19 protein-coding genes are annotated in these 22,679 nt (G+C 65.5%); 14 read left to right on the forward strand and 5 right to left on the reverse strand.

Annotated elements, in window-relative coordinates:
- From A7X65_RS31360 to A7X65_RS31385, 6 genes are all read left to right on the forward strand, one after another.
- Positions 1–2,052, forward strand: a 2,052-nt coding sequence (locus tag A7X65_RS31360; protein ID WP_063692649.1) for a hybrid sensor histidine kinase/response regulator, incomplete at its 5' end; no start/stop codon positions are given.
- A gap of 27 nt (positions 2,053–2,079) precedes the next feature.
- Complete coding sequence (locus A7X65_RS31365; RefSeq protein WP_063692651.1) at positions 2,080–2,553, forward strand: chemotaxis protein CheW; 474 nt, start codon at positions 2,080–2,082, stop codon at positions 2,551–2,553.
- Positions 2,554–2,584: 31 nt separating this feature from the next.
- The gene (locus A7X65_RS31370; protein ID WP_028143851.1) at positions 2,585–2,971 is read left to right on the forward strand and encodes a response regulator; all 387 of its coding nucleotides are present in this window, start codon (positions 2,585–2,587) and stop codon (positions 2,969–2,971) included.
- Positions 2,972–3,031: 60 nt separating this feature from the next.
- Positions 3,032–3,910: a CheR family methyltransferase gene (locus A7X65_RS31375; protein ID WP_063692653.1), complete on the forward strand. Its 879-nt coding sequence runs from the start codon at positions 3,032–3,034 to the stop codon at positions 3,908–3,910.
- Between the two features lies 1 nt (position 3,911).
- Positions 3,912–4,229 (forward strand): hypothetical protein, encoded by a 318-nt coding sequence (locus tag A7X65_RS31380; protein ID WP_011083221.1) that lies wholly within the window; start codon positions 3,912–3,914, stop codon positions 4,227–4,229.
- 136 nt (positions 4,230–4,365) lie between these two features.
- The gene (locus A7X65_RS31385) at positions 4,366–4,869 is read left to right on the forward strand and encodes a response regulator (RefSeq protein ID WP_063692655.1); all 504 of its coding nucleotides are present in this window, start codon (positions 4,366–4,368) and stop codon (positions 4,867–4,869) included.
- Between the two features lie 51 nt (positions 4,870–4,920).
- On the opposite strand, the gene A7X65_RS31390 is transcribed toward A7X65_RS31385, so the two are convergent.
- Positions 4,921–5,223 carry a hypothetical protein gene (locus A7X65_RS31390; RefSeq protein WP_063692657.1) on the reverse strand — a complete coding sequence of 101 codons (303 nt, stop codon included), beginning with the start codon at positions 5,221–5,223 and terminating at the stop codon, positions 4,921–4,923.
- A gap of 149 nt (positions 5,224–5,372) precedes the next feature.
- Here A7X65_RS31390 and A7X65_RS31395 point away from each other — a divergent pair, with 149 nt between their 5' ends.
- Entirely contained in the window at positions 5,373–6,008 is a 636-nt protein-coding gene (locus A7X65_RS31395; protein WP_063692659.1) for a response regulator transcription factor, read from the forward strand.
- A 190-nt stretch (positions 6,009–6,198) separates the two neighbouring features.
- Here A7X65_RS31395 and A7X65_RS31400 read toward each other — a convergent pair whose 3' ends face one another.
- Positions 6,199–9,699 carry a PAS domain S-box protein gene (locus tag A7X65_RS31400; protein WP_063692661.1) on the reverse strand — a complete coding sequence of 1,167 codons (3,501 nt, stop codon included), beginning with the start codon at positions 9,697–9,699 and terminating at the stop codon, positions 6,199–6,201.
- 64 nt (positions 9,700–9,763) lie between these two features.
- Entirely contained in the window at positions 9,764–10,186 is a 423-nt protein-coding gene (locus A7X65_RS31405; protein ID WP_063692663.1) for a response regulator, read from the reverse strand.
- 387 nt (positions 10,187–10,573) lie between these two features.
- Here A7X65_RS31405 and A7X65_RS31410 point away from each other — a divergent pair, with 387 nt between their 5' ends.
- A complete protein-coding gene (locus A7X65_RS31410) occupies positions 10,574–12,706 on the forward strand; it encodes a HAMP domain-containing methyl-accepting chemotaxis protein (RefSeq protein WP_063692665.1) in 2,133 nt (710 codons plus the stop codon).
- Here A7X65_RS31410 and A7X65_RS31415 read toward each other — a convergent pair whose 3' ends face one another.
- Positions 12,707–13,423, reverse strand: coding sequence for a GntR family transcriptional regulator (locus tag A7X65_RS31415; RefSeq protein WP_063692667.1), 717 nt, complete (start codon positions 13,421–13,423; stop codon positions 12,707–12,709).
- A gap of 90 nt (positions 13,424–13,513) precedes the next feature.
- Between A7X65_RS31415 and A7X65_RS31420 the strand changes: the two genes are divergently transcribed.
- The 6 genes from A7X65_RS31420 to A7X65_RS31445 all read left to right on the forward strand — a co-directional run bounded on the left by A7X65_RS31420 (position 13,514) and on the right by A7X65_RS31445 (position 20,085).
- Positions 13,514–14,533 carry an ABC transporter substrate-binding protein gene (locus tag A7X65_RS31420; RefSeq protein WP_063692669.1) on the forward strand — a complete coding sequence of 340 codons (1,020 nt, stop codon included), beginning with the start codon at positions 13,514–13,516 and terminating at the stop codon, positions 14,531–14,533.
- On the forward strand, positions 14,533–15,294 hold the full coding sequence (locus A7X65_RS31425; RefSeq protein ID WP_063692671.1) for an ABC transporter ATP-binding protein: 762 nt from the start codon (positions 14,533–14,535) through the stop codon (positions 15,292–15,294). Before A7X65_RS31420 ends, A7X65_RS31425 begins: the two co-directional genes overlap by 1 nt.
- Positions 15,295–15,484: 190 nt before the next feature.
- Positions 15,485–16,345, forward strand: a complete 861-nt coding sequence (locus A7X65_RS31430) for an ABC transporter permease (RefSeq protein WP_063693820.1) — start codon at positions 15,485–15,487, stop codon at positions 16,343–16,345.
- The gene (gene araD, locus A7X65_RS31435; RefSeq protein WP_063692672.1) at positions 16,342–18,081 is read left to right on the forward strand and encodes an L-arabinonate dehydratase; all 1,740 of its coding nucleotides are present in this window, start codon (positions 16,342–16,344) and stop codon (positions 18,079–18,081) included. The genes A7X65_RS31430 and araD overlap by 4 nt, the downstream gene beginning before the upstream one ends.
- Positions 18,082–18,199: 118 nt before the next feature.
- On the forward strand, positions 18,200–18,919 hold the full coding sequence (locus A7X65_RS31440) for a ribonuclease activity regulator RraA (RefSeq protein ID WP_063692674.1): 720 nt from the start codon (positions 18,200–18,202) through the stop codon (positions 18,917–18,919).
- A gap of 74 nt (positions 18,920–18,993) precedes the next feature.
- The gene (locus A7X65_RS31445; protein WP_063692676.1) at positions 18,994–20,085 is read left to right on the forward strand and encodes an SMP-30/gluconolactonase/LRE family protein; all 1,092 of its coding nucleotides are present in this window, start codon (positions 18,994–18,996) and stop codon (positions 20,083–20,085) included.
- A gap of 318 nt (positions 20,086–20,403) precedes the next feature.
- Here A7X65_RS31445 and A7X65_RS31450 read toward each other — a convergent pair whose 3' ends face one another.
- On the reverse strand, positions 20,404–22,509 hold the full coding sequence (locus tag A7X65_RS31450) for a S9 family peptidase (protein ID WP_063692678.1): 2,106 nt from the start codon (positions 22,507–22,509) through the stop codon (positions 20,404–20,406).
- Positions 22,510–22,679: the final 170 nt, after the last annotated feature.

Genomic DNA, 22,679 nt, shown 5'->3' on the forward strand with positions numbered 1-22,679 from the left:
CAGTCGATCCGCGTCAACGTGGATACGCTGGAGCACCTGATGACCATGGTCTCCGAGCTGGTGCTGACCCGCAACCAGCTGCTGGAGATCAGCAGGCGCAACGAGGACACCGAGTTCAAGGTGCCGCTGCAGCGCCTCTCCAACGTCACCGCCGAGCTGCAGGAAGGCGTCATGAAGACGCGCATGCAGCCGATCGGCAATGCCTGGCAGAAGCTGCCCCGCATCGTCCGCGATCTCTCCAGCGAACTCGGCAAGCAGATCGAGCTGGAGATGCACGGCGCCGACACCGAGCTCGACCGCCAGGTGCTCGACCTGATCAAGGATCCGCTCACCCACATGGTGCGCAACTCCGCCGACCATGGCCTCGAGACCCCCGCCGAGCGCGTTGCGTCCGGCAAGGGCGAGCAGGGCACCATTCGCCTCTCCGCCTATCACGAGGGCGGCCACATCATCATCTGCATCGCCGACAACGGCCGCGGCCTCAACACCGAGAAGATCAAGGCCAAGGCGATCTCGTCCGGTCTCGTCACCGAGGCCGAGCTCGAGAAGATGAGCGAAGCCCAGATCCACAAGTTCATCTTCGCGCCGGGCTTCTCCACTGCTGCCGCCATCACCTCGGTCTCGGGCCGCGGTGTCGGCATGGACGTGGTGCGCACCAATATCGACCAGATCGGCGGCACCATCGACATCAAGTCGGTGGCCGGTGAAGGCTCTTCCGTCACCATCAAGATCCCGCTGACGCTCGCCATCGTCTCGGCGCTGATCGTTGAGGCCGCCGGTGATCGTTTTGCGATCCCGCAGCTCTCGGTGGTCGAGCTGGTCCGTGCCCGCGCCAACTCAGAGCACCGCATCGAGCGCATCAAGGACACCGCGGTTCTTCGTCTGCGCAACAAGCTGCTGCCGCTGATCCACCTGAAGAAGCTGCTCAAGATCGACGACGGCGCGGCCTCAGATCCCGAGAACGGCTTCATCGTGGTGACGCAGGTCGGCAGCCAGACCTTCGGCATCGTCGTCGACGGCGTCTTCCACACCGAAGAAATCGTGGTGAAGCCGATGTCGACGAAGCTGCGTCACATCGACATGTTCTCCGGCAACACCATTCTGGGCGATGGCGCGGTGATCATGATCATCGACCCCAACGGCATTGCCAAGGCGCTCGGCGCCGCCGGCTCCTCGGCCCACGACATGGGCGACGAGAACGGCGCCCACCACATCGGCTCGGGCGAGCAGACCACCTCGCTGCTGGTGTTCCGCGCCGGCTCGTCGCAGCCCAAGGCGGTCCCGCTCGGGCTCGTCACGCGCCTCGAAGAGCTGCCCGCCGACAAGATCGAGTTCTCCAACGGCCGCTACATGGTGCAGTACCGCGAGCAGCTGATGCCGCTGGTGGCCATGGAGAGCGTCACCATCGCCAGCCAGGGCGCCCAGCCGATCCTGGTGTTCGCCGATGACGGCCGCTCCATGGGCCTCGTCGTCGACGAGATCATCGACATCGTCGAGGAACGCCTCAACATCGAGGTCGGCGGTTCGTCCTCCGGCATCCTGGGCTCGGCCGTGATCAAGGGCCAAGCCACCGAAGTGATCGACGTCGGCCACTTCCTGCCGATGGCGTTCGCCGACTGGTTCACCCGCAAGGAGATGAAGCCGTCGATGCACTCGCAGTCGGTCCTGCTGGTGGACGACAGCGCCTTCTTCCGCAACATGCTGGCCCCGGTGCTGAAGGCGGCGGGCTACCGCGTCCGCACCGCGCCGACCGCGCAGGAGGGCCTGGCGGCGCTGCGCGCGCAGAGCTTCGACGTGATCCTGACCGACATCGAGATGCCGGACATGAACGGGTTCGAGTTCGCCGAGACCATCCGCTCCGACAACAACCTCGCCGCGACGCCGATCATCGGCCTCTCGGCGCTGGTGTCGCCGGCGGCGATCGAGCGCGGCCGGCAGGCCGGCTTCCACGATTATGTCGCCAAGTTCGACCGTCCCGGTCTGATCGCGGCGCTGAAGGAGCAGACCGCGGGCGCCGCCGGCGCCTCCGAGCTGAGCCGGGCAGCGGCGTAAGCAGGACAGGGATCAGGAGACACTGAGATGAGCACCAAGACCCAATCCGCCGAAGGCGCCATGGTCGAGTACGTCACCGCGATGATCGGCGGCCAGCTGTTCGGCCTGCCGATCTCCCGCGTCCAGGACGTGTTCATGCCCGAGCGCGTCACCCGCGTTCCCCTGTCCTCGCGCGAGATCGCGGGCGTGTTGAACCTGCGCGGCCGCATCGTCACCGTGGTCGACATGCGCGCCCGTCTCGGCCTGCCCAAGGCCGAGGACGGCAAGGTACCGATGGCGGTCGGTGTCGATCTGCGCGGTGAATCCTATGGCCTGCTGATCGACCAGATCGGCGAGGTGCTGCGCCTGCCCGAGGCCGGCATGGAAGAGAACCCCGTCAACCTCGATCCCCGCATGGCCAAGCTCGCCGGCGGTGTCCACCGTCTCGACGGCCAGCTCATGGTCGTGCTCGACGTCGACCGCGTGCTCGAGCTGAAGACCGAAGTGCAGATGGCTGCGTGAGCCAACGAAACATCGAAGCCGGAGAACCGAAATGAAAACGTGTTTGGTGGTCGATGATTCCAGCGTCGTGCGCAAGATCGCACGCCGGATCCTGGAAGGACTTGAATTCCAAGTCACCGAAGCCGAGGACGGCTCGAAGGCGCTCGAGATCTGCCAGCGGCAGCTGCCCGACGCGGTGCTGCTCGACTGGAACATGCCGGTCATGGACGGCTTCGAGTTCATGGGCCACATGCGCCGCCTGCCCGGTGGCGACCAGCCCAAGGTGGTGTTCTGCACCACCGAGAACAATGTGGCTCATATCGCTCAGGCGCTCAGCGGCGGCGCCAACGAGTACATCATGAAGCCCTTCGACAAAGACATCATCGCCGACAAGTTCGCTGAAGTTGGTTTGATCCCGGTCGGACAAGCCATGGTCTGAGTGTATCTGGCCCGAGTGCTTGGGCCAGAGTGTTCCAGTACAGCTTCGAAGAGGCCATCCGTGACCCCGACCGAGTACGAGTACCTGCGCAAATTCCTGAAGGACAATTCCGGTCTCGACCTGTCCGCAGACAAGCAATATCTGATCGAAAGCCGCCTGCTGCCGCTCGCCCGCAAGGCCGGGCTCTCGGGCATCACCGACCTCGTGCAGAAGCTGCAGGCCGGCTCGCGCCAGCTGATCGTCGACGTGGTCGAAGCCATGACCACGAACGAGACCTTCTTCTTCCGCGACAAGGTCCCGTTCGATCATTTCCGCGACCACATCATGCCCGAGGTCATCAAGGCGCGCGCCGCGAGGCGCAGCGTGCGGATCTGGTGCGCCGCCGGCTCGACCGGGCAGGAGCCCTATTCGCTGGCGATGTGCCTGAAGGAGATGGGCGCGGCCCTCACCGGCTGGCGCGTCGAGATCATCGCGACCGACCTGTCGCAGGAGGTGCTGGAGAAGGCCAAGTCCGGCATCTACAGCCAGTTCGAGGTGCAGCGCGGCCTGCCGATCCAGATGCTGGTGAAATACTTCAAGCAGACCGGCGAGACCTGGCAGATCAATCCCGAATTGCGGGCGATGATCCAGCACAGGCAGCTCAACCTGCTGCACGATTTCGCCCAGCTCGGCACCTTCGACGTCATCTTCTGCCGCAACGTGCTGATCTATTTCGACCAGGACACCAAGATCAACATCTTCAACCGCCTGGCGCGCCAGATCGAGCCCGACGGCTTCCTGGTGCTCGGCGCGGCGGAAACCGTGGTCGGACTGACCGATACGTTCAGGCCGATCCCGGATCGGCGCGGTCTCTACAAGCCGAACGATCCGCGCGCAGCCGCAGCCAAGCCGCCGGTCGGCGCTGTGCCGCCGCGCATGGCCGTGATGGCAGGGCGATAAGATGGCCGAGGATGGAAAAGGTGCGGAGCGCGTGACGTTCAGTCGCGGCTATGATGTCTGCATCATGGCCATCGACGGGACCTGGCGCCGCGACTGCAAGCTCAACGCCATCTCCGACACCGATGCCATCCTCACGGTCGAAGGCTCGATCCAGGGCTTGAATCTGAAGGAATTCTTCCTGCTGCTGTCGTCCACCGGCCTTGCCTACCGCCGCTGCGAACTGGTGCGCGTCAACGGCGCCGAAATGGACATCCAGTTCCTGCGCGGCAAGAACAGGAAGAAGCGCGGCGCGGCCGGCGGGCACGACGCGGCGGCCTGATCGGCGCGGCGCTTGGTGCGTCTTTCCGCGTTGCTTTACATTTGCTGAAACATCGGAATGAATTTGCCGCAGCGGCTTTACGGGGCCTAAGCGCGCGCCGTGCAACCATTGCCCGTCTCAATCGCAGGATACGGCAATGCCCAGAAGTTCCCTCTCCCCCGTCACCTCGAACCTGCCCGACGTCGCCGAGCGGCGCGCGCTCCAGCTCCTGGTCGTCGACGACGACGCCACGCAGCGCAGCCTGATCACCGTCGCCGCCAAGCAGGCCGGCCATGAGGTCACCGTGGCCCCGTCGGTGGCGGAGGCGATCGAGAAGCTCCGTGCCGCGCGCTTCGACTGCGTGACGCTGGATCTCGTGCTGGAAGACGGCGACGGCATCGACGTGCTGCGCGAGATGGCCGAGGCCAAATTCGCCGGTGCGGTGATCGTCATCAGCGGCATGGACGGCAAGCGCCGCAGTGCCGCCCGCAGCTTCGCCCGTTCGGTCGGGATCGGGCTCCAGAGCCTGCCCAAGCCGCTCGACCTCGCGGCCCTGCGCATCAGCCTCGCCAACCTCGGCAAGACCGCGATGGGCCTGCCGGCGATTCACACCTGGGGTGGTGTGGCGAGCGACGCAATCGTGGAGCGGCACCGCGCCTAGGCCGCGGAGCAGCCATGCCGGGCGCCGCGGCGGACAAGCCGCGTGCGGCGGCTATGCGGGACCCGCTTCCGACAGCTGCTGCAGCGCGTGGTCGAGCTCCGCCCGGCAGGCGTTGAGGGCGGCGCTTGCCGTGGCAAAGCGGGGCGTTACGTCGTCGAGCACGAAGATCTCGCTGGAACCCGCGGTAGCGCTATCGTCCTCCGGCTCGATGTCGTCCGTGGTCATGGCCGCGTCGATCAGACGCATACTGAGGTCGATGCGCGCGATCAGAGAGCGAAGTTCGGCTGTGATCAACTGACGGCTGTCGGCGTCAGCCATCGCAGCGAGCGGGGGTGTGCCTGCGTAATTTAGCATGGATATTCTCCGTCTCCCGCAATTAGGCACCTCGCCGCTACTTGTGCGTTAAGTCCATGTCCCGTACAAATACGGGTGGGCCGAATCCGCGCCGAACGCCATAACGGGAGGCGCGGACGCGAGTCCTTCATGCCAACTGGATGTGGCACATGGCCGAACAAAGCTCTCGCGGTGAAATCTTCGTGGTCGACGACGACCCTGCCGTTCGCGACACCTTGTCGATGGTGTTGAAGGCGGCGGGCTATGAGGTGATCTGTTTTGCGGACGGCGCAGCGCTGCTCTCCGTCGCGCGAAACCGCACGCCGGCTGCGATCCTGCTCGATGTGCACATTCCCGGAAAGTCGGGTCTCGACATTCTGAGGGAGCTGCACGGCGAGGATTATCCTGCGCCGATCTTCATGATCTCCGGCCAGGGCGACATCGCGATGGCGGTCAGCGCCATCAAGAACGGCGCGCTCGATTTCATCGAGAAGCCGTTCCGCGGCAGCGAGATCGTCGGCCGCCTCGACGAGGCGATCGGCGCCTATGCACGCAGGCAGGCAGAGAACGCGTCGCCGAAATTCAGCTCGCTGCATTTCCCCGGCCGCGAGCCGCTGACGCGCAGGGAGCGCGAGGTGCTCGAGCAGTTCGCCTCCGGCGCGTCCAACAAGGAAGCCGGCCGCACCCTCGGCATCAGCCCGCGCACCATCGAGGATCACCGCGCCAACATCATGAAGAAGCTCGGCGCCCGCAATGCCGCCGACCTGATCCGCATCGTGATGACCGCCGCCCAGCGCGCGTCGTAGGGCTGGTTCTCTCTCGTGCCCCGGACGCGGTGCATCATGAAATGATTCGCCGCTGAGCCGGGGCCCATCTCTCCGACTTCACGGCTCAAAGTTCTGGGTCCCGGCTCTGCACAGCAGCGCCATAGCGCGTCGAAGACGCGCGTGAATGCGCTTACGGCGCTGCAGTGCGTCCGGGACAAGAGAGCGCGCCTCACGCGCTCAGCGCCTTGCGGATGATCCGCGCCAGATCCGATTTGCGATAGGGCTTTGCCAGCAGCAGCACGCCGGAATCCAGCCGGCCGTGATGGATGATCGCGTTCTCGGTATAGCCTGAGGTGTAGACCACCCTGAGATCGGGGCGCGTCTTCAACAGCTCGTCGGCGAGCTGCCGCCCGTTCATCTTGCCGGGCATGATGACGTCGGTGAACAGCAGGTCGAACGGCTTTCCGGCGGCGACGATCGCCAGCGCCTCGGCGGCGTTCGCGGCCTGCAAGGTGACGTAGCCGAGCGAATGCAGCTGCGCCAGCACGTAGTCGCGCACCAGCCGGTCGTCCTCGACCACCAGAATGGTCTCGTGTCCGCCCTCGATCGTCGCGGGCGTCACGCCGTCGCCGACCGCGGTCGGCGTCTTGCCGGGCGGCAGATACATCTTGATCGTGGTGCCGTGGCCTTCCTCGCTGTAGATCTTGATGTGTCCGGCGGACTGCTTGATGAAGCCGTAGACCATCGAAAGCCCGAGCCCGGTGCCCTTGCCCGGCCCCTTCGAGGTGAAGAAGGGATCGAACACCCGCGCCAGCATGTTCGCCGGAATGCCGCTGCCGGTGTCGCTCACGGCGATCAGCACGTAGTGGCCGGGCCGGACGTCGTTGACGCTGGCATAGACCTCGTCGAGATAGGCGGCACCCGTCTCCAGGATCAGCTTGCCGCCGCCGGGCATGGCGTCGCGGGCGTTGAGCGCGAGGTTGAGGAGCGCCGTGGTGAGCTGGTTGGGATCGACGATCGCGACGCAGTTCTCGTCCTCGAACACCGATTCGATCAGGATCTGCTCGCCCAGCGTCGGCCGCAGCAGCTTTGCCGTATCGACGATCAGCGAGTTGATGTCGATCTCGCGCGGCTGTAGCGGCTGCTTGCGCGCAAACGCGAGCAAGTGCTGGGTCAGCTCGGCGCCGCGGCCGGCCGCCTCGTCGATCATCCGGGTGATCGCCGCGAGCTCGGGCTCCTTGGCGACCGCGTCGGCGAGGATCTCGATCGTCCCGGTGATCACGGTGAGGATGTTGTTGAAGTCGTGCGCCACGCCGCCGGTGAGCTGGCCGACCGCCTCCATCTTCTCGGCATGGCGGATGCGCTCTTCGGACGCGATCTTGTCGGTGAGGTCGCGGTAGAAGACGTTGAACAGGACGCCCTCGCGGCGCCTCAGCGCCGTGACGCTCAGCTCGGCCTTGAACTCCTTGCCGTCGCGCCGGCAGCACATCAGCTCGCGGCGGCGATTGAGCGTCTGTCCCTCCCTGGATTCGAGGAAGCGCGCGAGGCCGGCCGCGACCCTCTCGCGCTCGCCGGGGGAGACGATGAGGTCGATCGAGCTCCGGCCCAGCACCTCATCGCGGCGCCAGCCGAACAGCTCTTCGGCGCGCGAGCTCCAGTTCAGGATGATGCTGCGCTCGTCGGTCTGGATGAAGGCGTCGAGCGCGGTCTCGACGATGTTGCGGGCCAGCTGCTCGCTGTCGCGCAGGGATTCCTCGGCGAGCCTTGCCTCGGTCATGTCGCGACCGACGAAGAAGTAGCGCTTGGCCTGATCGGACCAGTTGCCGAGCCAGGACAGCCAGACCTCGCGCCCGTCCTTGTGGATGCACCGCGTGTCCGAGAGCTTCGGCTGCTCGCCGCGCCGGAGCGCGCGCATGTCCTCGCGGGATTGCTCGAGATGCGAGGGATGGATGAAATCGACGCCGCTGCGACCGATCATCTCGTCGGGCCGGTAGCCGAGAATGGCTTCGCAGCTCGGGCTGATCTGCACGATATGACCCCGCGAGTTCATGATCATGATCAGATCCTGCGAGGCGTCGAAGAGCTGGCGCCGCTCCTCGAGCTGCTGCTGCAGCGCCCGCTCGGTCCGTCGCGCGTCGGTGAGGCGGCGCGCCGAGCCGGAGGCGCCGATGATCTCGCCCGACGCCCCCCTGATCGGCGAAAGGCTCACCGAGATCTCGACCGGCGTGCCGTCCTTGCGCAGCCGGACGGTTTCGAAATGCTCGATCCGCTCGCCCCCTGCAATGCGCCGGAGATAGTCCTTGCCCTCTTCGCTGCGATCGGGCGGCAGCAGGATCGAGGTGGGCTGTCCCATCGCCTCATCGGCCGAGTAGCCATAGAGGCGCTCGGCCGCTGCATTCCAGCCGATGACGATGCCGTCGAGCGTCTGCATGACGATCGAATCGTCGGAGGATTCCACCGCCGCGCTGAACAGGCGCTCGCGGACGGCGAGTTGGTCGCGCGCGGCCTCGGTGCGACGCCGTTCCTCGACCTCGTGCTCGAGCGCCGACGTCTTCGCCTTGGTCTCCTCGACCATGCGGGCAAAGGCGCGCGCCAGCATTCCGGTCTCGCCCGACGCCTCTATCGGAATCTCCGCGGGCTTGCCACGCCCGATCGCCTCGACCGCCGCGGTGAGCCGCACGATCGGCCGGGTCAGGGACTGAGCCAGCAGCACGGCGAGCACGGCCGCGACCATGACCGCGATCAGGCCGATCGTGAGGGTGGTTTTCTCGATGATGACGGCCGGCGCCATGAAGACGGCATTGGGCACGACGCGGATGATGCCGATCCACTGGCCTTCGGCGAGGATCGCGGGTGCGATCGCCGTCCCGCTCGGCTTGCCGTCGCCGCCCGGCACGACCTGGGTGGCTCCCAGGGTCGAGCCCGTGACATTGGCGAAATAGGGGAAGTCGTCCTGCCAGCGCGTCGGCGTGCCCAGTTGCAGGCCATATTCGCGGGTGCGGTCCGGATGCACGAGATAATCGCCGTTACGGCCGACGACGTAGACCTGCTCGCCGGACCGGCTCGTGATCCGGATGCGGTCGAACACCTGGCGCATGTCGATGTTGACGACGACGATGCCGAACAGCCGGTGATCGGACCCGAACAGCGGTGCCGCGACGCGCAACGTCGGAACATAGGGCATCTGGATCGTGCCATCGTCGACGTTCAGGTCGACCGGAGACACATAGACCTGATCTTCCGAGAGCTTGATCGTGTCCAGGAAGAAGGCGCGCTCGTCCTTGTTCTGCAGGGCATTGTCGGGGACGATACGGACCGTCCCCGTCGGGCCGGACCGGTCGACGCGCAGATATTCGCGGCCGTCGGCGTCGATGATGCGAAATTTTGCGTAGGTCGCGTTGGCCCCGACAACGGCCACGAGCTGCGTCAGCAACCGGTCGCGCCAGCTCTTTTCGGAAAGATGGTCGACCGGATCGACGCCGTCGTTGAAATGCGCGTCGATCACGCCGCGCACGGCGGCACGGGAGCGGAACGTCGCGATCACGGCGTGCGCGCCGTTGGTCTGGGTTTCGAGCTGGGACGCCAGCAGCTTTGATTGGGTCTCGATGCGGTCGAGCACGCGCGGCAGGAAGGCCTGTTCCAGGCTGTAATGGCTCAGCCACCCGACGGCAGCGACCGCAATCGCGACCAGCAGGATCATTGCGATGGCGAGCCGGGTTGCCAGCGTCATGTCGGCCCTGGCGCCGCGTCGCGAGCGGTCCCGAATGTTCTGCTACGCTGCAACATGGATCCTGTCATCGCCCGCCCGAACCGGCATCGGATTGCGGCACTGATGACGCCACCTTCAGGCAGCCGTCGACGGCCGCGAGCAGCGCGTCCGGACGGAACGGCTTCTGAAGGCTCGCCACCGCGCCGAGCTTGGTCGCCATTTTCAGGAAATCCGGTTCCGCATAGGCGTCCGGCGTGGCCGAGCGGCCGGAAATGACGATGATGGGAATGGCCGGGGACAGCGCCCGGATGTGGCGCATTGTCTCCAGCCCGTCCATGCCGGGCATGAATATGTCGAGGAACAGCAGGTCGAACCGGCCAGCCTCGAACAGCGCAAGTCCCTTGCGGCCATCGCCGGCGACGGTGACGTGATGGCCGGCCCTCTCCAGGAGCAGCCGGATCGTGATCTGTACGGCCGGGTCGTCATCCACAATCAGGATGTTGGCCACGTCAAAAATCCTCCGGGGCGGATGGGATGATCCAGCGACCCCAAATCAAAGCAATAAATGCGAAATTGTTGCGCGGATTCCGTCCGGCCCGCAAGCACTTCGCGTTTGCCGGGATCGCCTTTCGCAGCGAGCCGAGGGGGCGAAGGGCTACGCCCTGTACGCACGCTTACGTGCATATGGCGGAAGGTTCCGAACGCCGTAACCCATTTCAGCGACAGGAGATATTCTTCTCGCCGTAGTTGTACGGAACCAGGCCTTCACCATGGATTAAAGGCCGTGGACTACAATCTGCGATAGTTCCCTTATCGGTATTCGCGTATTTCATTTTCGCATTCTGGCATTCGACGAAGCCGGCCGAAAGCGGCCATCAGCACGAGAACCTCCCCCATGTTCAAATCGATCGCGAACACCGGAATTCGCACCCGGCTGCTCGGCGGCTTTGCCTTGATCTGTCTTCTGCTTGCGGCGACCGTGATCTACACCGTCGCCGCCGTCTCCGACATTTCGTCGCGGATCAGGGCGGTCGTGGACCAGCGGGCGCCGGTCGCGATCGCGAGCACGGAACTCGTCGGCAATCTCTATTCCACGCTGTCGACATTGCGCGGCTATCTGCTGACGGGCGATGCGCAGGGCAAGCGCGATCGGGCCGCCGTCTGGGCCGAGCTCGATCGGACGGCCGCCGCCGTCGACCGCATGGCGGAGGGCTTTTCCAGCGCACAGAACAAGACCAATTGGAGCGAGGCCAGGGCGCTGATCGCCGAATTCCGCCAGGCCCAGGACAAGGCCGAACTCGCCGCCTTCACCCCGTCGGCCTATCCGGCGAGCGAGCTGCTGGCGAAGGAGGCCGCGCCGCTGATCGCGACCATGTTCGCCGAGATCACCGCGATGATCGACGAGGAGGAGACGCTGGAGGCGACGCCGCAGCGCAAGCGCCTGCTCAAGACCTTCGCCGACGTGCGCGGCAATCTTGCCGCCGCGGGATCGCAATTGCGCCTGTATGTGGCCTCGGGCGAAGCCGCCGATCGTGACAAGTTCGAAAAGCCGCTGGCGACCTTCAGGGCCGCGCTTGCATCGGTCGGCACCCAGGCGGATCTGCTCACCGAACGGCAGGCGAACGCCTACCGGGCCATTGCCAAGGCGAATGAGGCCTTCACCCCGCTGCCGCAGAAGATCTTCGCGATCCGCCAGACGCCGCAATGGAACGCGCCGGTCTTCATCCTGTCCACCGAGGCTGCGCCGCGCGCTTCTCGCATCCTCGATCTGCTCGACGGCCGCAAGGACGCCGATGGCAAGCGCTCCGGCGGTCTCAAGAGCGATGAGCAGTCGAAGCTCGCCGACGACGCCCGCAGCGTCGCCGATGCGGTCGAGAGATTGCTGCTGCTGCAATGGATCCTGCTCGCCGCGGGGCTCGCGCTCGGGACGGTGATTGCGATCCTGGTTGCGCGCTCCATCACGCGGCCGATCGTGGAGCTGGTGGGCGATTCCGCGCGCCTGTCCGGCGGCGACCCCAGTGTCGAATTCAGGACGGCCGAGCGCGGCGACGAGATCGGCGTGGTCTCGCAGGCGGTCGCCAAATTCCGCGACAACGTGATCGCCCAGCAACAGGCGGCGGCATCTCTGGCGCGCGAGGCTGAGGCGCGCGAGGCGGCCAATCGCAACATGGAGGACGCGGTCGAGGACTTTCGCGGGACCTCGCGCGACCTGCTCGCGCTGGTCGGCGAGAATGCAGGCACCATGCGGCACACCGCGGAGAGTCTCGGCGGCATCGCCAACCATGCGACCAGCCAGGCAGCGTCCGCAGCGACCGCTTCCGAGCAGACCGCGGTCAACGTCCAGACCGTCGCCGCGGCGGCCGAAGAGCTCGCGAGTTCCATCGTCGAGATCGGCCGGCAGATCGAGCTGTCCAACAAGACCGTGCGCTCCGCGGGCGAGGTGACCGCGCGCTCGGAGAGCGAGATCGAGGGGCTCGCGCACGCCGCGCAAAGCATCAGCTCGGTGGTCGATTTGATCCAGGCCATCGCGGCCCAGACCAACCTGCTGGCGCTCAACGCCACCATCGAGGCCGCGCGCGCCGGCGAGGCCGGTCGCGGCTTTGCCGTGGTCGCGTCCGAGGTCAAGGCGCTGGCCGACCAGACCCGCAATGCGACGCAGGACATCGCCCAGCACGTTGCCGCGATCCAGAACTCGACCGGCAGCGCGGTCGCCTCCGTCAAGGAGGTCGCAACCGCCATGCGCCGGATCGACGAGGTGACCGCGGCGATCGCCAGCGCCGTGGAGGAGCAGGGCGCGGCGACGCGAGAGATATCGCAGAACGTCCAGATGGCGGCGTCGGGGACGCAGACGCTGGCAACCAGCATCGGCACCGTCTCCGGAGCCATCGCCGAAACCAACCGCTCGGCCGACGACGTGCTGGGGGCCGCGAACCACGTTTCGGGCGCGGCCGAGCGCCTCGCCACCGAGGTCCAGGCCTTCTTCGTCAGGCTGCGCACCGGTCCGGCGGACGGCCGCACCGCCGCCTGATCAATCCGCCAGATATTCGGGGTGATTGCTCCGGATCTTGTCGAGTTCGCTGAGCGTGCCCGAGAGATGGGTGCGCAGATGCTGCTGCACGGCATCGGCGTCTCCGGCCTCGATCGCGCGCGTGATCAGCTTGTGATGGCGCACGATGTTCTGGGCCTTGCCGGGTGAGGGCAGATGCAGCCGCCGCAGCCGGTCGATATGTCCGCTGCGGCTGCGCACCAGCGCCCAAAGGTCCTCCTTGCCGGCGGCCGTATAGAGCTGCGCATGAAAATCGTTGTCGGCGGCCATGAAGGCCTCGAAGTCGCCGGCCTTCGCGAATTGCTGCTGGAGCGCGATGGCGTGGTCGAGGCGGATGACCAGGGCGTCGTCATGCTGTTCGGCCAGCAGGCGGACGATCTCCAGCTCCAGCGCCTGGCGCAGGAAATGCGCCTGCTGGGCGCGGCCGATGTCGATCCGGCTGACCACGGTCGCGTGCTGCGGAAACACGTCGACCAGGCCCTCTTCCTCGAGCCGCATCAGGGCATCGCGCACCGGCGTCGAGCTGACGCCGAACTGGGCGGCGAGCTCGGCGCGCGACAGCGGTGCGCCGGGCGGCAGCTCCAGGGCGATGATCGCATTGCGCAGCCGCTCGAACACCTGCGGCGCGGCCTGACGGGCGCGGTCGAGCCGGGCGCCGGGGCGTGCGGCCGCGCGCTGCGTGGGGTGAGCTGCTTCCATGTCGGATCCCGCTTGCCTTTGATGCACTAATATATTAGTGCATCAGCAGGGTCAACGCAGCTCGACGCTGGCCGGAGGAAACACACAACAATGATCAAGCATCTTCGCAGCAAGCTTGCGGCGGCCGCCCTGTTGGCCGCAACCGTCCTCGCAGCGCCCGCGGCGCATGCGCAGCAGAAATCCGAGATCGCGCTGTCGCGCCAGCCCGGCATTTTCTACATGCCGAGCCACATCATGGAGAAGCTGAAGCTGATCGAGAAGCACGCGGCTTCCCTCGGCGTAGCGGGCGTGACCGCCAAATGGATCACCTTCTCCGGCGGCGGCGCGCAGACCGATGCGCTGCTCGCGGGCGGCGTCGACATCCTCAACACCGGCACCGGCAATCTTCTCCTGCTGTGGGATCGCACCCGCGGCGGCGTGAAGGGCATCGTGGCCACCTCGGCCCAGCCGATGACGCTGATCAGCCGCGACGCCAACATCAAGTCAATCAAGGATTTCGGCCCCTCCGACAAGATCGCGGTGCCGACCGTGAAGGTCTCGACACAGGCGATCGTGCTGCAGATCGCAGCCGCCGAAGCCTTCGGCGCCGACCAATGGTCCAAGCTCGATGCCAACACCGTGCAGCTCGGCCATCCCGACGCCTATGCGGCGCTGTCCAATCCCAAGCACGAAGTGCACACCCATTTCTCGATTCCGCCCTTCACTTTCCTGGAGCTGAAGAACGTGCCGGGCGCGCATGTCGTGCTGAATTCGCCTGATGTGATGGGCGGCCCGCTCAGCCAGGCGCAGTTCTTCACCACGACCAAATTCGCCGACGCCAATCCGAAGATCGTCCAGGCCGTACGCGATGCCACCAAGGAAGCGCAGGACCTGATCCGCAGCGACACCAAACAGGCCGTCGAGATCTACAAGGAGATCACCGGCGACAAGACCTCGGTGGAGGAACTGCTCGATCTCCTGAAAGAACCCGGCATGATGGAGTGGAATCTCCAGCCGCAGGGCACGATGAAGTTCGCCGCGCATCTGTTCAAGACCGGCACGCTGAAGAACCAACCGAAGGCCTGGACGGACTATTATCTCCCCCTCGCGCACGATCTGAAGGGCAACTGATGGCGCTGCTCGACGTCAATGGGGTGACGCTGCGCTACAAGACCTCCAGCGCCGTCGTCACCGCCACGGAAAGGGTCAGCTTCACCGTCGACAAGTCCGATCGCTTCGTGCTGCTCGGGCCGTCCGGCTGCGGCAAGTCGACCCTGCTCAAGGCCGTCGGCGGCTACATGACCCCGAGCGAGGGTCGCATGACCATCAACGATCGCGAGATTCATGGTCCCGGCGCCGACCGCATGATGATCTTCCAGGAGTTCGACCAGCTCCTGCCCTGGAAGAGCGTGCTGGCCAATGTGATGTTCCCGCTGCTGACGGCGCGCAAACTCTCGCGCAAGGACGCCGAGGCGAAGGCGCGGGCCTATATCGAGAAGGTCGGGCTCACCCGCGTGGTCGATGCCTATCCGCACACGCTCTCCGGTGGCATGAAGCAGCGCGTCGCGATCGCGCGCGGCATGGCGATGGAGCCGGATATCCTCTTGATGGACGAGCCTTTCGCAGCGCTCGACGCGCTGACACGGCGCACCTGTCAGGACGAGCTGCTCCAGCTCTGGAGCGAGACCAAGTTCACCGTGCTGTTCGTGACCCATTCGATCGCGGAAGCGATCCGGATCGGCAACCGCATCCTGTTGCTGTCGCCGCATCCCGGCCGGGTCAAGGCCGAGGTGGTCGATGTCGACAAGGCCTCGAACGAAGACGGCAGCGCCGGCCGGCTGGAGAAGGAGATCCACGATCTCCTGTTCGCCGGCGAAGCCACCGCGCATTGAACGGGTCATCGCATATGAAGTGCATACTTTGGGCACCAGTAGCCTCCACGACGTCATGGCCGGGCTCGTCCCGGCCATCCACGCCTTGCAACGCAGTACAAAGAACGTGGATGCCCGGGACAAGCCCGGGCATGACGCCCTCTTGTGAATATTCAAACGCGATTACCCTGGCGCATTGAAGGAGCGTCCGATGGCCGAAGCGAGAATTCTGCTGCGTGACGCACCGGTCGCCGCCGGCGGCGCCGGCGAGGTCGAGCGCAAGCTGACCGTGCTCGAACTGTTGTGGAACGACGGCTTCGTGCGCAAGACCGTCATCATCCTGTTCCTGGCGGCGGTCTGGGAAGCCTACGGCGTCTATCTCGACAATCCCCTGCTGTTTCCGACCCTGCACGATACGATCGCGACGCTGTACGATCGGGTCAAGGACGGCACGATTCCGATGCGAGCCTGGACCTCGCTGAAAGTCCTGTTCATGGGCTATTCGGCCGGCATCGTGCTGGCCGCGATCTTCACGATCCTCGCCATCTCGACCCGGATCGGCACCGATTTCCTCGAGACGGTCACGGCGATGTTCAACCCGCTGCCGGCGATCGCGCTCTTGCCGCTCGCGCTGATCTGGTTCGGGCTCGGCAATGGCAGCCTCGTCTTCGTGCTGATCCATTCGGTGCTGTGGCCGGTCGCGCTCAACACCCATTCCGGCTTCAAGAGCGTGTCCAACACGCTGCGCATGGTCGGCCGCAATTATGGCCTGCGCGGGCTGCCCTACGTGGCGAAAATTCTCATTCCTGCGGCGTTCGGCTCGATCCTCACCGGCCTCAAGATCGGCTGGGCGTTCGCCTGGCGCACCCTGATCGCGGCCGAGCTGGTGTTCGGCGTGTCCTCGGGGCAGGGCGGGCTCGGCTGGTTCATCTTCGAGAACCGCAACCTCCTCGACATACCTGCGGTCTTCGCAGGCCTCTTGACGGTGATCATCATCGGGCTCTTTGTCGAGAACCTGATCTTCCGCGCCATCGAGCGGAACACCGTGCAGAAATGGGGCACCCAATCATGACCAAGAAGAAAATCACGCCCGACCAGCTTCGCAGCGCGCGCTGGTTCGCGCCCGACGATCTCCGCTCGTTCGGCCACCGCTCCCGCACCATGCAGATGGGCTATGCGCCCGAGGAGTGGAAGGACCGTCCGATCATCGCGATCCTCAACACCTGGTCGGACGCGCAGCCCTGCCACATGCACTTCAAGTCGCGCGTCGACGACGTCAAGCGCGGCATCCTGATGGCCGGCGGCCTGCCGATCGAGCTGCCGGCACTGTCGCTCTCGGAATCGCTGCTCAAGCCGACCACCATGCTCTATCGCAATCTGCTGGCGATGGACGCCGAGGAGCTGCTGCGCAGCCATCCCGTCGATGGCGTCGTGCTGATGGGCGGCTGCGACAAGACCACGCCGGCGCTGCTCTTGGGCGCGACCTCGATGAACATCCCGGCGATCTATCTGCCGGCCGGTCCCATGCTGCGCGGCAACTGGAAGGGCAAGACGCTCGGCTCCGGTTCGGACGGCTGGAAATACTGGGACGAGCGCCGCGCCGGCAAGATCTCGGACAAGGACTGGCTCGACATCGAGGCCGGCATCGCCCGCAGCTACGGCACCTGCATGACCATGGGCACAGCCTCGACCATGACCGCGATTGCCGAAGCGATCGGCATGACGCTGCCCGGCGCCTCCTCGATTCCGGCTGCCGATGCCAACCACATCCGCATGGCCAGTGAATGCGGACGCCGCATCGTCGAGATGGTGTGGGAAGACCTGACGCCGAAGGTGATCCAGACCCGCAAGGCGTTCGAGAACGCAATTGCCGTGGCGATGGCGATGGGCTGCTCGACCAATGCGATCATCCACCTGATCGCGCAGGCCCGCCGCGCCGGCCAGGACATCGGGCTCGACGATTTCGAGATCGCGAGCCGCAAGGTGCCCGTGATCGCCAATGTCCGCCCGAGCGGCGATGCGTACCTCATGGAGGACTTCTTCTACGCCGGCGGCCTGCCGGCGCTGATGGGCGAGATCAAGCAGCACCTGCATCTCGACTGCATCACCGTCACCGGACAGACGGTGGGTGAGAACATCGATGGCGCCGAGGTGCACAATGCCGATGTTATCCGCTCGGTCGACAATCCCATCTACAAGGAAGGTGCGCTCGCCGTGCTCAAGGGCAATCTCGCGCCCGACGGCTGCGTCATCAAGCCCAGTGCCTGCGCGCCGCGCTTCCTCAAGCACACCGGGCCGGCGCTGGTGTTCGACGATTATCCCGCAATGAAGAAGGCGGTCGACGATCCCAACCTCGACGTCACCGAGGACCACATCCTCATCCTGCGCAATGCCGGGCCGCAGGGCGGGCCGGGCATGCCGGAATGGGGCATGTTGCCGATCCCGACCAAGCTTGTGAAGCAGGGCGTGCGCGACATGGTGCGCATCTCGGATGCGCGCATGAGCGGCACCAGCTATGGCGCCTGCATCCTGCACGTCTCGCCGGAATCCTACATCGGCGGTCCGCTGGCGCTGGTGCAGAACGGCGACCGCATCACGCTCGACGTTGCCGCCCGCACCATCAATCTCGATGTGCCCGAAGCCGAGCTCGCAAAGCGCCGCGCCGCCTGGAAGCAGCCCGAACGCCGCTTCGAGCGCGGCTATGGCTGGATGTTCACCAAGCACATCAAGCAGGCCAATGACGGCTGCGACTTCGACTTCCTCGAGACCGATTTCGGCGCGCCGATCGGCGAGCCGTCGATTTATTAACACCGTCGTTCCGGGGCGATGCGAAGCATCGAACCCGGAACCTCGAGATTCTCAGGTGCGCAATTGCGCACCGTAGTTCGCTTCGCGCCCCGGAATGACGACCAGAGAGAAAGCGCAAATGACAAAACTTTCCGAAGCCACCCGCAACAAGCTCAAATCCGTCTCCACCGCCACCGTCGCCACCGCTTTGTTCAAGCGCGGCCTGCGCATCCAGATGATCCAGGATGTGCACCCCTTGAATCCGAACCAGCCGACCATGGTCGGCGAGGCCTTCACACTGCGCTACATGCCGGCGCGCGAGGACCTCAACACCATCGACGTTTTCAAGGACCGTTCCCATCCACAGCGCAAGGCGGTCGAGGATTGCCCGCCCGGAGCTGTGCTGGTGATGGACAGCCGCAAGGACGCGCGCGCGGCCTCGGCCGGCGCGATCCTGGTGACGCGGCTGATGAAGCGCGGCGTCGCCGGCGTCGTGACAGATGGCGGCTTTCGCGATTCTGCCGAGATCGCTCAGCTCGACATCCCCGCCTTCCACCATCGTCCGAGCGCGCCGACCAATCTGACGCTGCACCAGGCCATCGAGATCAACGTGCCGATCGGCTGCGGCGATGCGCCGGTGTTTCCCGGCGACGTCATTCTGGGTGACCGCGACGGCGTCATCGTCATCCCAGCGCATCTCGCCGACGATATCGCCAACGAAGCCTTCGAGATGACCGCCTTCGAGGACTTCGTCACCGAAGAGGTCGGCAAGGGCCGCGGCATCTTCGGCCTCTATCCCGCCACCGATCCGCAGACGCTGACCGATTTCGCGGCCTGGCGGCAAAAGAGAGGCCGCTAGGCCAAAGCCAAGCCACATCAAGAAACAGGCCGGCGCATCAAGCGCCGGCCTTTTATCAAGCAGGGAGGACTTTCATGAATTTCACGCGACGCAACCTCATGGCCGGCGCCGGCGCGGCGGCGGCTTCGGCACTTCTCGCCCGCGCCGCCGGCGCGCAGTCGTTCGCCTTCACACCGAACCAGCGCTACCCGGACCCGGCCGTCCAGATCCTCGATCCGAGCTTCGCAAAATATCGCCTCTATTCCTCGACGGTCGAGCAGGTTGCGACCGGCATGCGCTGGGCCGAAGGTCCGGTCTATTTCCCCGAGGGCGGATATCTGCTGGTCTCCGACATTCCCAACAACCGGATCATGAAGTTCGACGAGAAGACCGGGCAGACCAGCGTGTTCCGCGCCAACGCCAATTACGCCAACGGCAATGCCAGGGATCGCCAGGGCCGCCTCGTGACCTGCGAGCACTCCGTCACCCGCCGCATCACCCGCACCGAGAAGGACGGCAAGATCACCGTGCTCGCCGACAAGTTCGAGGGCAAGCGGCTGAACGCGCCGAACGACATCGTGGTCAAGTCGGACGACAGCATCTGGTTCACCGATCCCCTGTTCGGCATCAACGGCGAGTGGGAAGGCAAGAAGGAGAAGGCGGAGCAGGCCACCACGAACGTCTATCGCATCGCCAAGGACGGCAAGATCAGCGCGGTCCTTACCGACCTCGTCAATCCGAACGGCCTTGCCTTCTCGCCGGACGAGAAGAAGCTCTACATCGTCGAGTGGAAGGGCACGCCGAACCGCAGCATCTGGAGCTACAATGTCGGCGACGACGGCAGCCTCAGCGGCAAGACCAAGCTGATCGACGCCGCCGACCAGGGCTCGCTCGATGGTTTCCGTGTCGATCGCGACGGCAATCTCTGGTGCGGCTGGGGCTCCAACGGCGCGCTCCAGGGCGAGGCCACCGACATCGGCGGCCGCAAGGTGTTCCAGCTCAAGGGCAAGTCGGAAGACCTCGACGGCGTCATGGTCTTCAACCCCGAAGGTAAGGCTCTCGCCTTCATCAAGCTGCCCGAGCGCTGCGCCAATCTCTGCTTCGGCGGCCCCAAGAACAACCGCCTCTACATGGCGAGCAGCCATTCGGTCTATGCGCTCTATGTCGAGGCGCACGGGGCGGTGTGAGCCTGATTGCTGGGTGGTAGCTAGCACAGGGTCGTCCCGGCCTAGTGCGCAATTGCGCACGGGGGCCGGGACCCATAACCCCAGGGAGCAGTTTGACGAAGACCAGTAGTCAAAGGGTCTTCGTCGGTACTGCTTCCGTCTCCCACCGATAGATCAGGCGGTATGGGTCCCGGCCCCCGTGCGCAATTGCGCACTAGGCCGGGACGACAACTGCCGTAGGGTGGGCAAAGCGAAGCGTGCCCACCTCGTCGTCATGATTGAGAGATGGTGGGCACGGCGCTACGCGCCTTTGCCCACCCTACAAGGCTGCGGGTGTGGCTACACCCCGGCCTCCGCCATCCCCGCCGCCCACAGCGCGAACGCATAGACGATCGCGACTTCGTCCAGCCGATCAAAGCGCCCCGAGGCGCCGCCATGGCCGGCGCCCATGTTGGTGCGGAGCAGGACGGGGCCGCCGCCGCTCATGGTGGCGCGCAGGCGCGCGATCCATTTGGCGGGCTCCCAATAGGTGACGCGCGGATCGGTCAATCCCCCCATTGCCAAAATCGCCGGATAGTCCTTCGCCGCGACATTGTCGTAGGGCGAGTAGGACAGGATGGTGCGAAAATCCTTTTCGCTCTCGATCGGGTTGCCCCATTCGGGCCATTCCGGCGGCGTCAGCGGCAGGGTGTCGTCGAGCATGGTGTTGAGCACGTCGACGAACGGCACCTCCGCGACGATGCCCGCGAACAATTCGCCGGCGCGGTTGGCCACCGCGCCCATCAGCATGCCGCCGGCCGAGCCGCCGTGGCCGACGATGCGTTTCGCGCTGGTGTATTTCGCAGCGATCAGCGCGCGGGCGCTGGCGGCGAAATCGTCGAACGAGTTGGTCTTTTTCTCGCGCTTGCCGTCGAGATACCAGCCCCAGCCCTTGTCGGCGCCGCCGCGGATATGCGCGATGGCGTAGACGAAGCCGCGGTCGACCAGCGACAGGCGGTTGGCGTTGAACGAGGCCGGCATCGCCATGCCGTAGGAGCCGTAGCCGTAGAGCAGCAGCGGCGCCGCGCCGTCGAGCTTCAGCCCGCGGCGGTGGAGGATCGACACGGGCACCTCGGCGCCGTCCTGCGCCTTCGCCATGATGCGCGTGGTGACGTAGTCGGCCGCGTTGTGGCCCGAGGGAATCTCCTGGCGCTTGCGCAAGGTGCGCGTGCGCCTGGCCATGTCGTAGTCATAGACCTCCGACGGCGTCGTCATCGACGAATAGGCGAAGCGCAGAGTAGTCGTCTCGAATTCGTAGGAGCCCATCGTGTCCAGCGAGTAGGCGGCCTCGTCGAAGGCGATGGCGTGCTCCTCGCTGGTCTTGAGATCGCGGATCACGATCGACGGCAGCGCATTGGCGCGCTCCAGCCGCACCAGATGGCCGGCATAGAGATCGAGGTCGATGATGTAGATGCCGGGGCGATACGGGATCAGGTCGCGCCAGTTCTTGCGCTCGGGCGATGACAGCGGCGCGGTGACGATCTTGAAGTCGATGGCGTCGTCGGCATTGGTGAGGATGAACAGCTCGTCGCCGCGATCGGCGAGCGAATATTGCACGCCTTCTTCGCGCGCCGCGACCAGGCGCGGCGGCGCCTCGGGATGGGCGAGATCGATCAGCCGCTGCTCGCTTGTCTCGTGGTCGCCGCCCGCGATCACGCAGAAGCGGCCGCTGGTGCTCTCGTGCAGATGGGTGAACCAGCCCGCATCCTGCTCCTCATAGACCAGCGTGTCGTCGGCCTGTTTGGTGCCGAGCTTGTGGCGCCACACCTGCATCGGCCGGTGGTTGTCGTCGAGCTTCACATAGAAGAAGCTCTTGCAGTCCGCGGCCCAGACCACGCCGCCGTCAGTCTCCTCGACCAGATCGTCGAGATCCGTCCCCGTCGCCCAGTCGCGCACGCGGATGGAGAAATATTCCGAGCCCTTGGTGTCCGCGCTCCAGGCCTCCAGCTTGTGATCGTAGGAGTGCCGGCTGCCGCCGAACTTGAAATATTTGTGGTCCTTGGCGAGCGCATCGCCGTCGAGCACGATCTGCTCGTTGCCGCCGTCGCGCGGCATACGGCCGAACAGTTCGTGCTGTCCGCCCTCGCGGAACCTGCGGAAATAGGCGAAGGGGCCGTCCGGCGACGGCACGCTGGAATCGTCCTCCTTGATCCGCCCGCGCATCTCGCGCACCAGCGTCTTCTGCAAGCCTGAGGTATGGCCGAGCAGGCTCTCGGTGTAGACGTTCTCCTCGTCCAGATATTTGCGGATGTCAGGGTCGAGCACCGCGGGGTCGCGCAGCACCTCCTGCCATTTCTCGTCCTTCAGCCAGGCATAGTCGTCGGTCACGGCGATGCCGTGCCGCGTGAAGGAATGCGGCCGGCGCGGGGCGACGGGGGGCTTCGAAGGCGTCTTGGCTTGGGTCACTCGGTCCTCGTTCGTCAGCGCATCGTCTTGTCTTAACCTCGCCCCGCTTGCGGGGGGAGAGGTCGCCGCGAAGCGGCGGGTGAGGGGGTACAGGTCCCTCGATCATCTCGCGTGGGGAGAGAGGCCCCTCACCCCAACCCTCTCAGGGCGAGCGTAGCTCGTCCCGGCCC

Source organism: Bradyrhizobium stylosanthis (assembly GCF_001641335.1).
Lineage (GTDB): Bacteria > Pseudomonadota > Alphaproteobacteria > Rhizobiales > Xanthobacteraceae > Bradyrhizobium > Bradyrhizobium stylosanthis.

What these genes read in the sequence shown, in the direction of transcription:
- A7X65_RS31365 (WP_063692651.1), top strand. Translation starts at nt 2,080, where the DNA reads ATGAGCACCAAGACCCAATCCGCCGAAGGCGCCATGGTCGAGTACGTC.
- A7X65_RS31395 (WP_063692659.1), top strand. Translation starts at nt 5,373, where the DNA reads ATGGCCGAACAAAGCTCTCGCGGTGAAATCTTCGTGGTCGACGACGAC.
- A7X65_RS31390 (WP_063692657.1), bottom strand. Translation starts at nt 5,223, where the DNA reads ATGCTAAATTACGCAGGCACACCCCCGCTCGCTGCGATGGCTGACGCC.
- A7X65_RS31370 (WP_028143851.1), top strand. Translation starts at nt 2,585, where the DNA reads ATGAAAACGTGTTTGGTGGTCGATGATTCCAGCGTCGTGCGCAAGATC.
- A7X65_RS31410 (WP_063692665.1), top strand. Translation starts at nt 10,574, where the DNA reads ATGTTCAAATCGATCGCGAACACCGGAATTCGCACCCGGCTGCTCGGC.
- A7X65_RS31430 (WP_063693820.1), top strand. Translation starts at nt 15,485, where the DNA reads ATGGCCGAAGCGAGAATTCTGCTGCGTGACGCACCGGTCGCCGCCGGC.
- A7X65_RS31440 (WP_063692674.1), top strand. Translation starts at nt 18,200, where the DNA reads ATGACAAAACTTTCCGAAGCCACCCGCAACAAGCTCAAATCCGTCTCC.
- A7X65_RS31420 (WP_063692669.1), top strand. Translation starts at nt 13,514, where the DNA reads ATGATCAAGCATCTTCGCAGCAAGCTTGCGGCGGCCGCCCTGTTGGCC.
- A7X65_RS31425 (WP_063692671.1), top strand. Translation starts at nt 14,533, where the DNA reads ATGGCGCTGCTCGACGTCAATGGGGTGACGCTGCGCTACAAGACCTCC.
- A7X65_RS31400 (WP_063692661.1), bottom strand. Translation starts at nt 9,699, where the DNA reads ATGACGCTGGCAACCCGGCTCGCCATCGCAATGATCCTGCTGGTCGCG.
- A7X65_RS31380 (WP_011083221.1), top strand. Translation starts at nt 3,912, where the DNA reads ATGGCCGAGGATGGAAAAGGTGCGGAGCGCGTGACGTTCAGTCGCGGC.
- A7X65_RS31445 (WP_063692676.1), top strand. Translation starts at nt 18,994, where the DNA reads ATGAATTTCACGCGACGCAACCTCATGGCCGGCGCCGGCGCGGCGGCG.
- araD (WP_063692672.1), top strand. Translation starts at nt 16,342, where the DNA reads ATGACCAAGAAGAAAATCACGCCCGACCAGCTTCGCAGCGCGCGCTGG.
- A7X65_RS31385 (WP_063692655.1), top strand. Translation starts at nt 4,366, where the DNA reads ATGCCCAGAAGTTCCCTCTCCCCCGTCACCTCGAACCTGCCCGACGTC.
- A7X65_RS31415 (WP_063692667.1), bottom strand. Translation starts at nt 13,423, where the DNA reads ATGGAAGCAGCTCACCCCACGCAGCGCGCGGCCGCACGCCCCGGCGCC.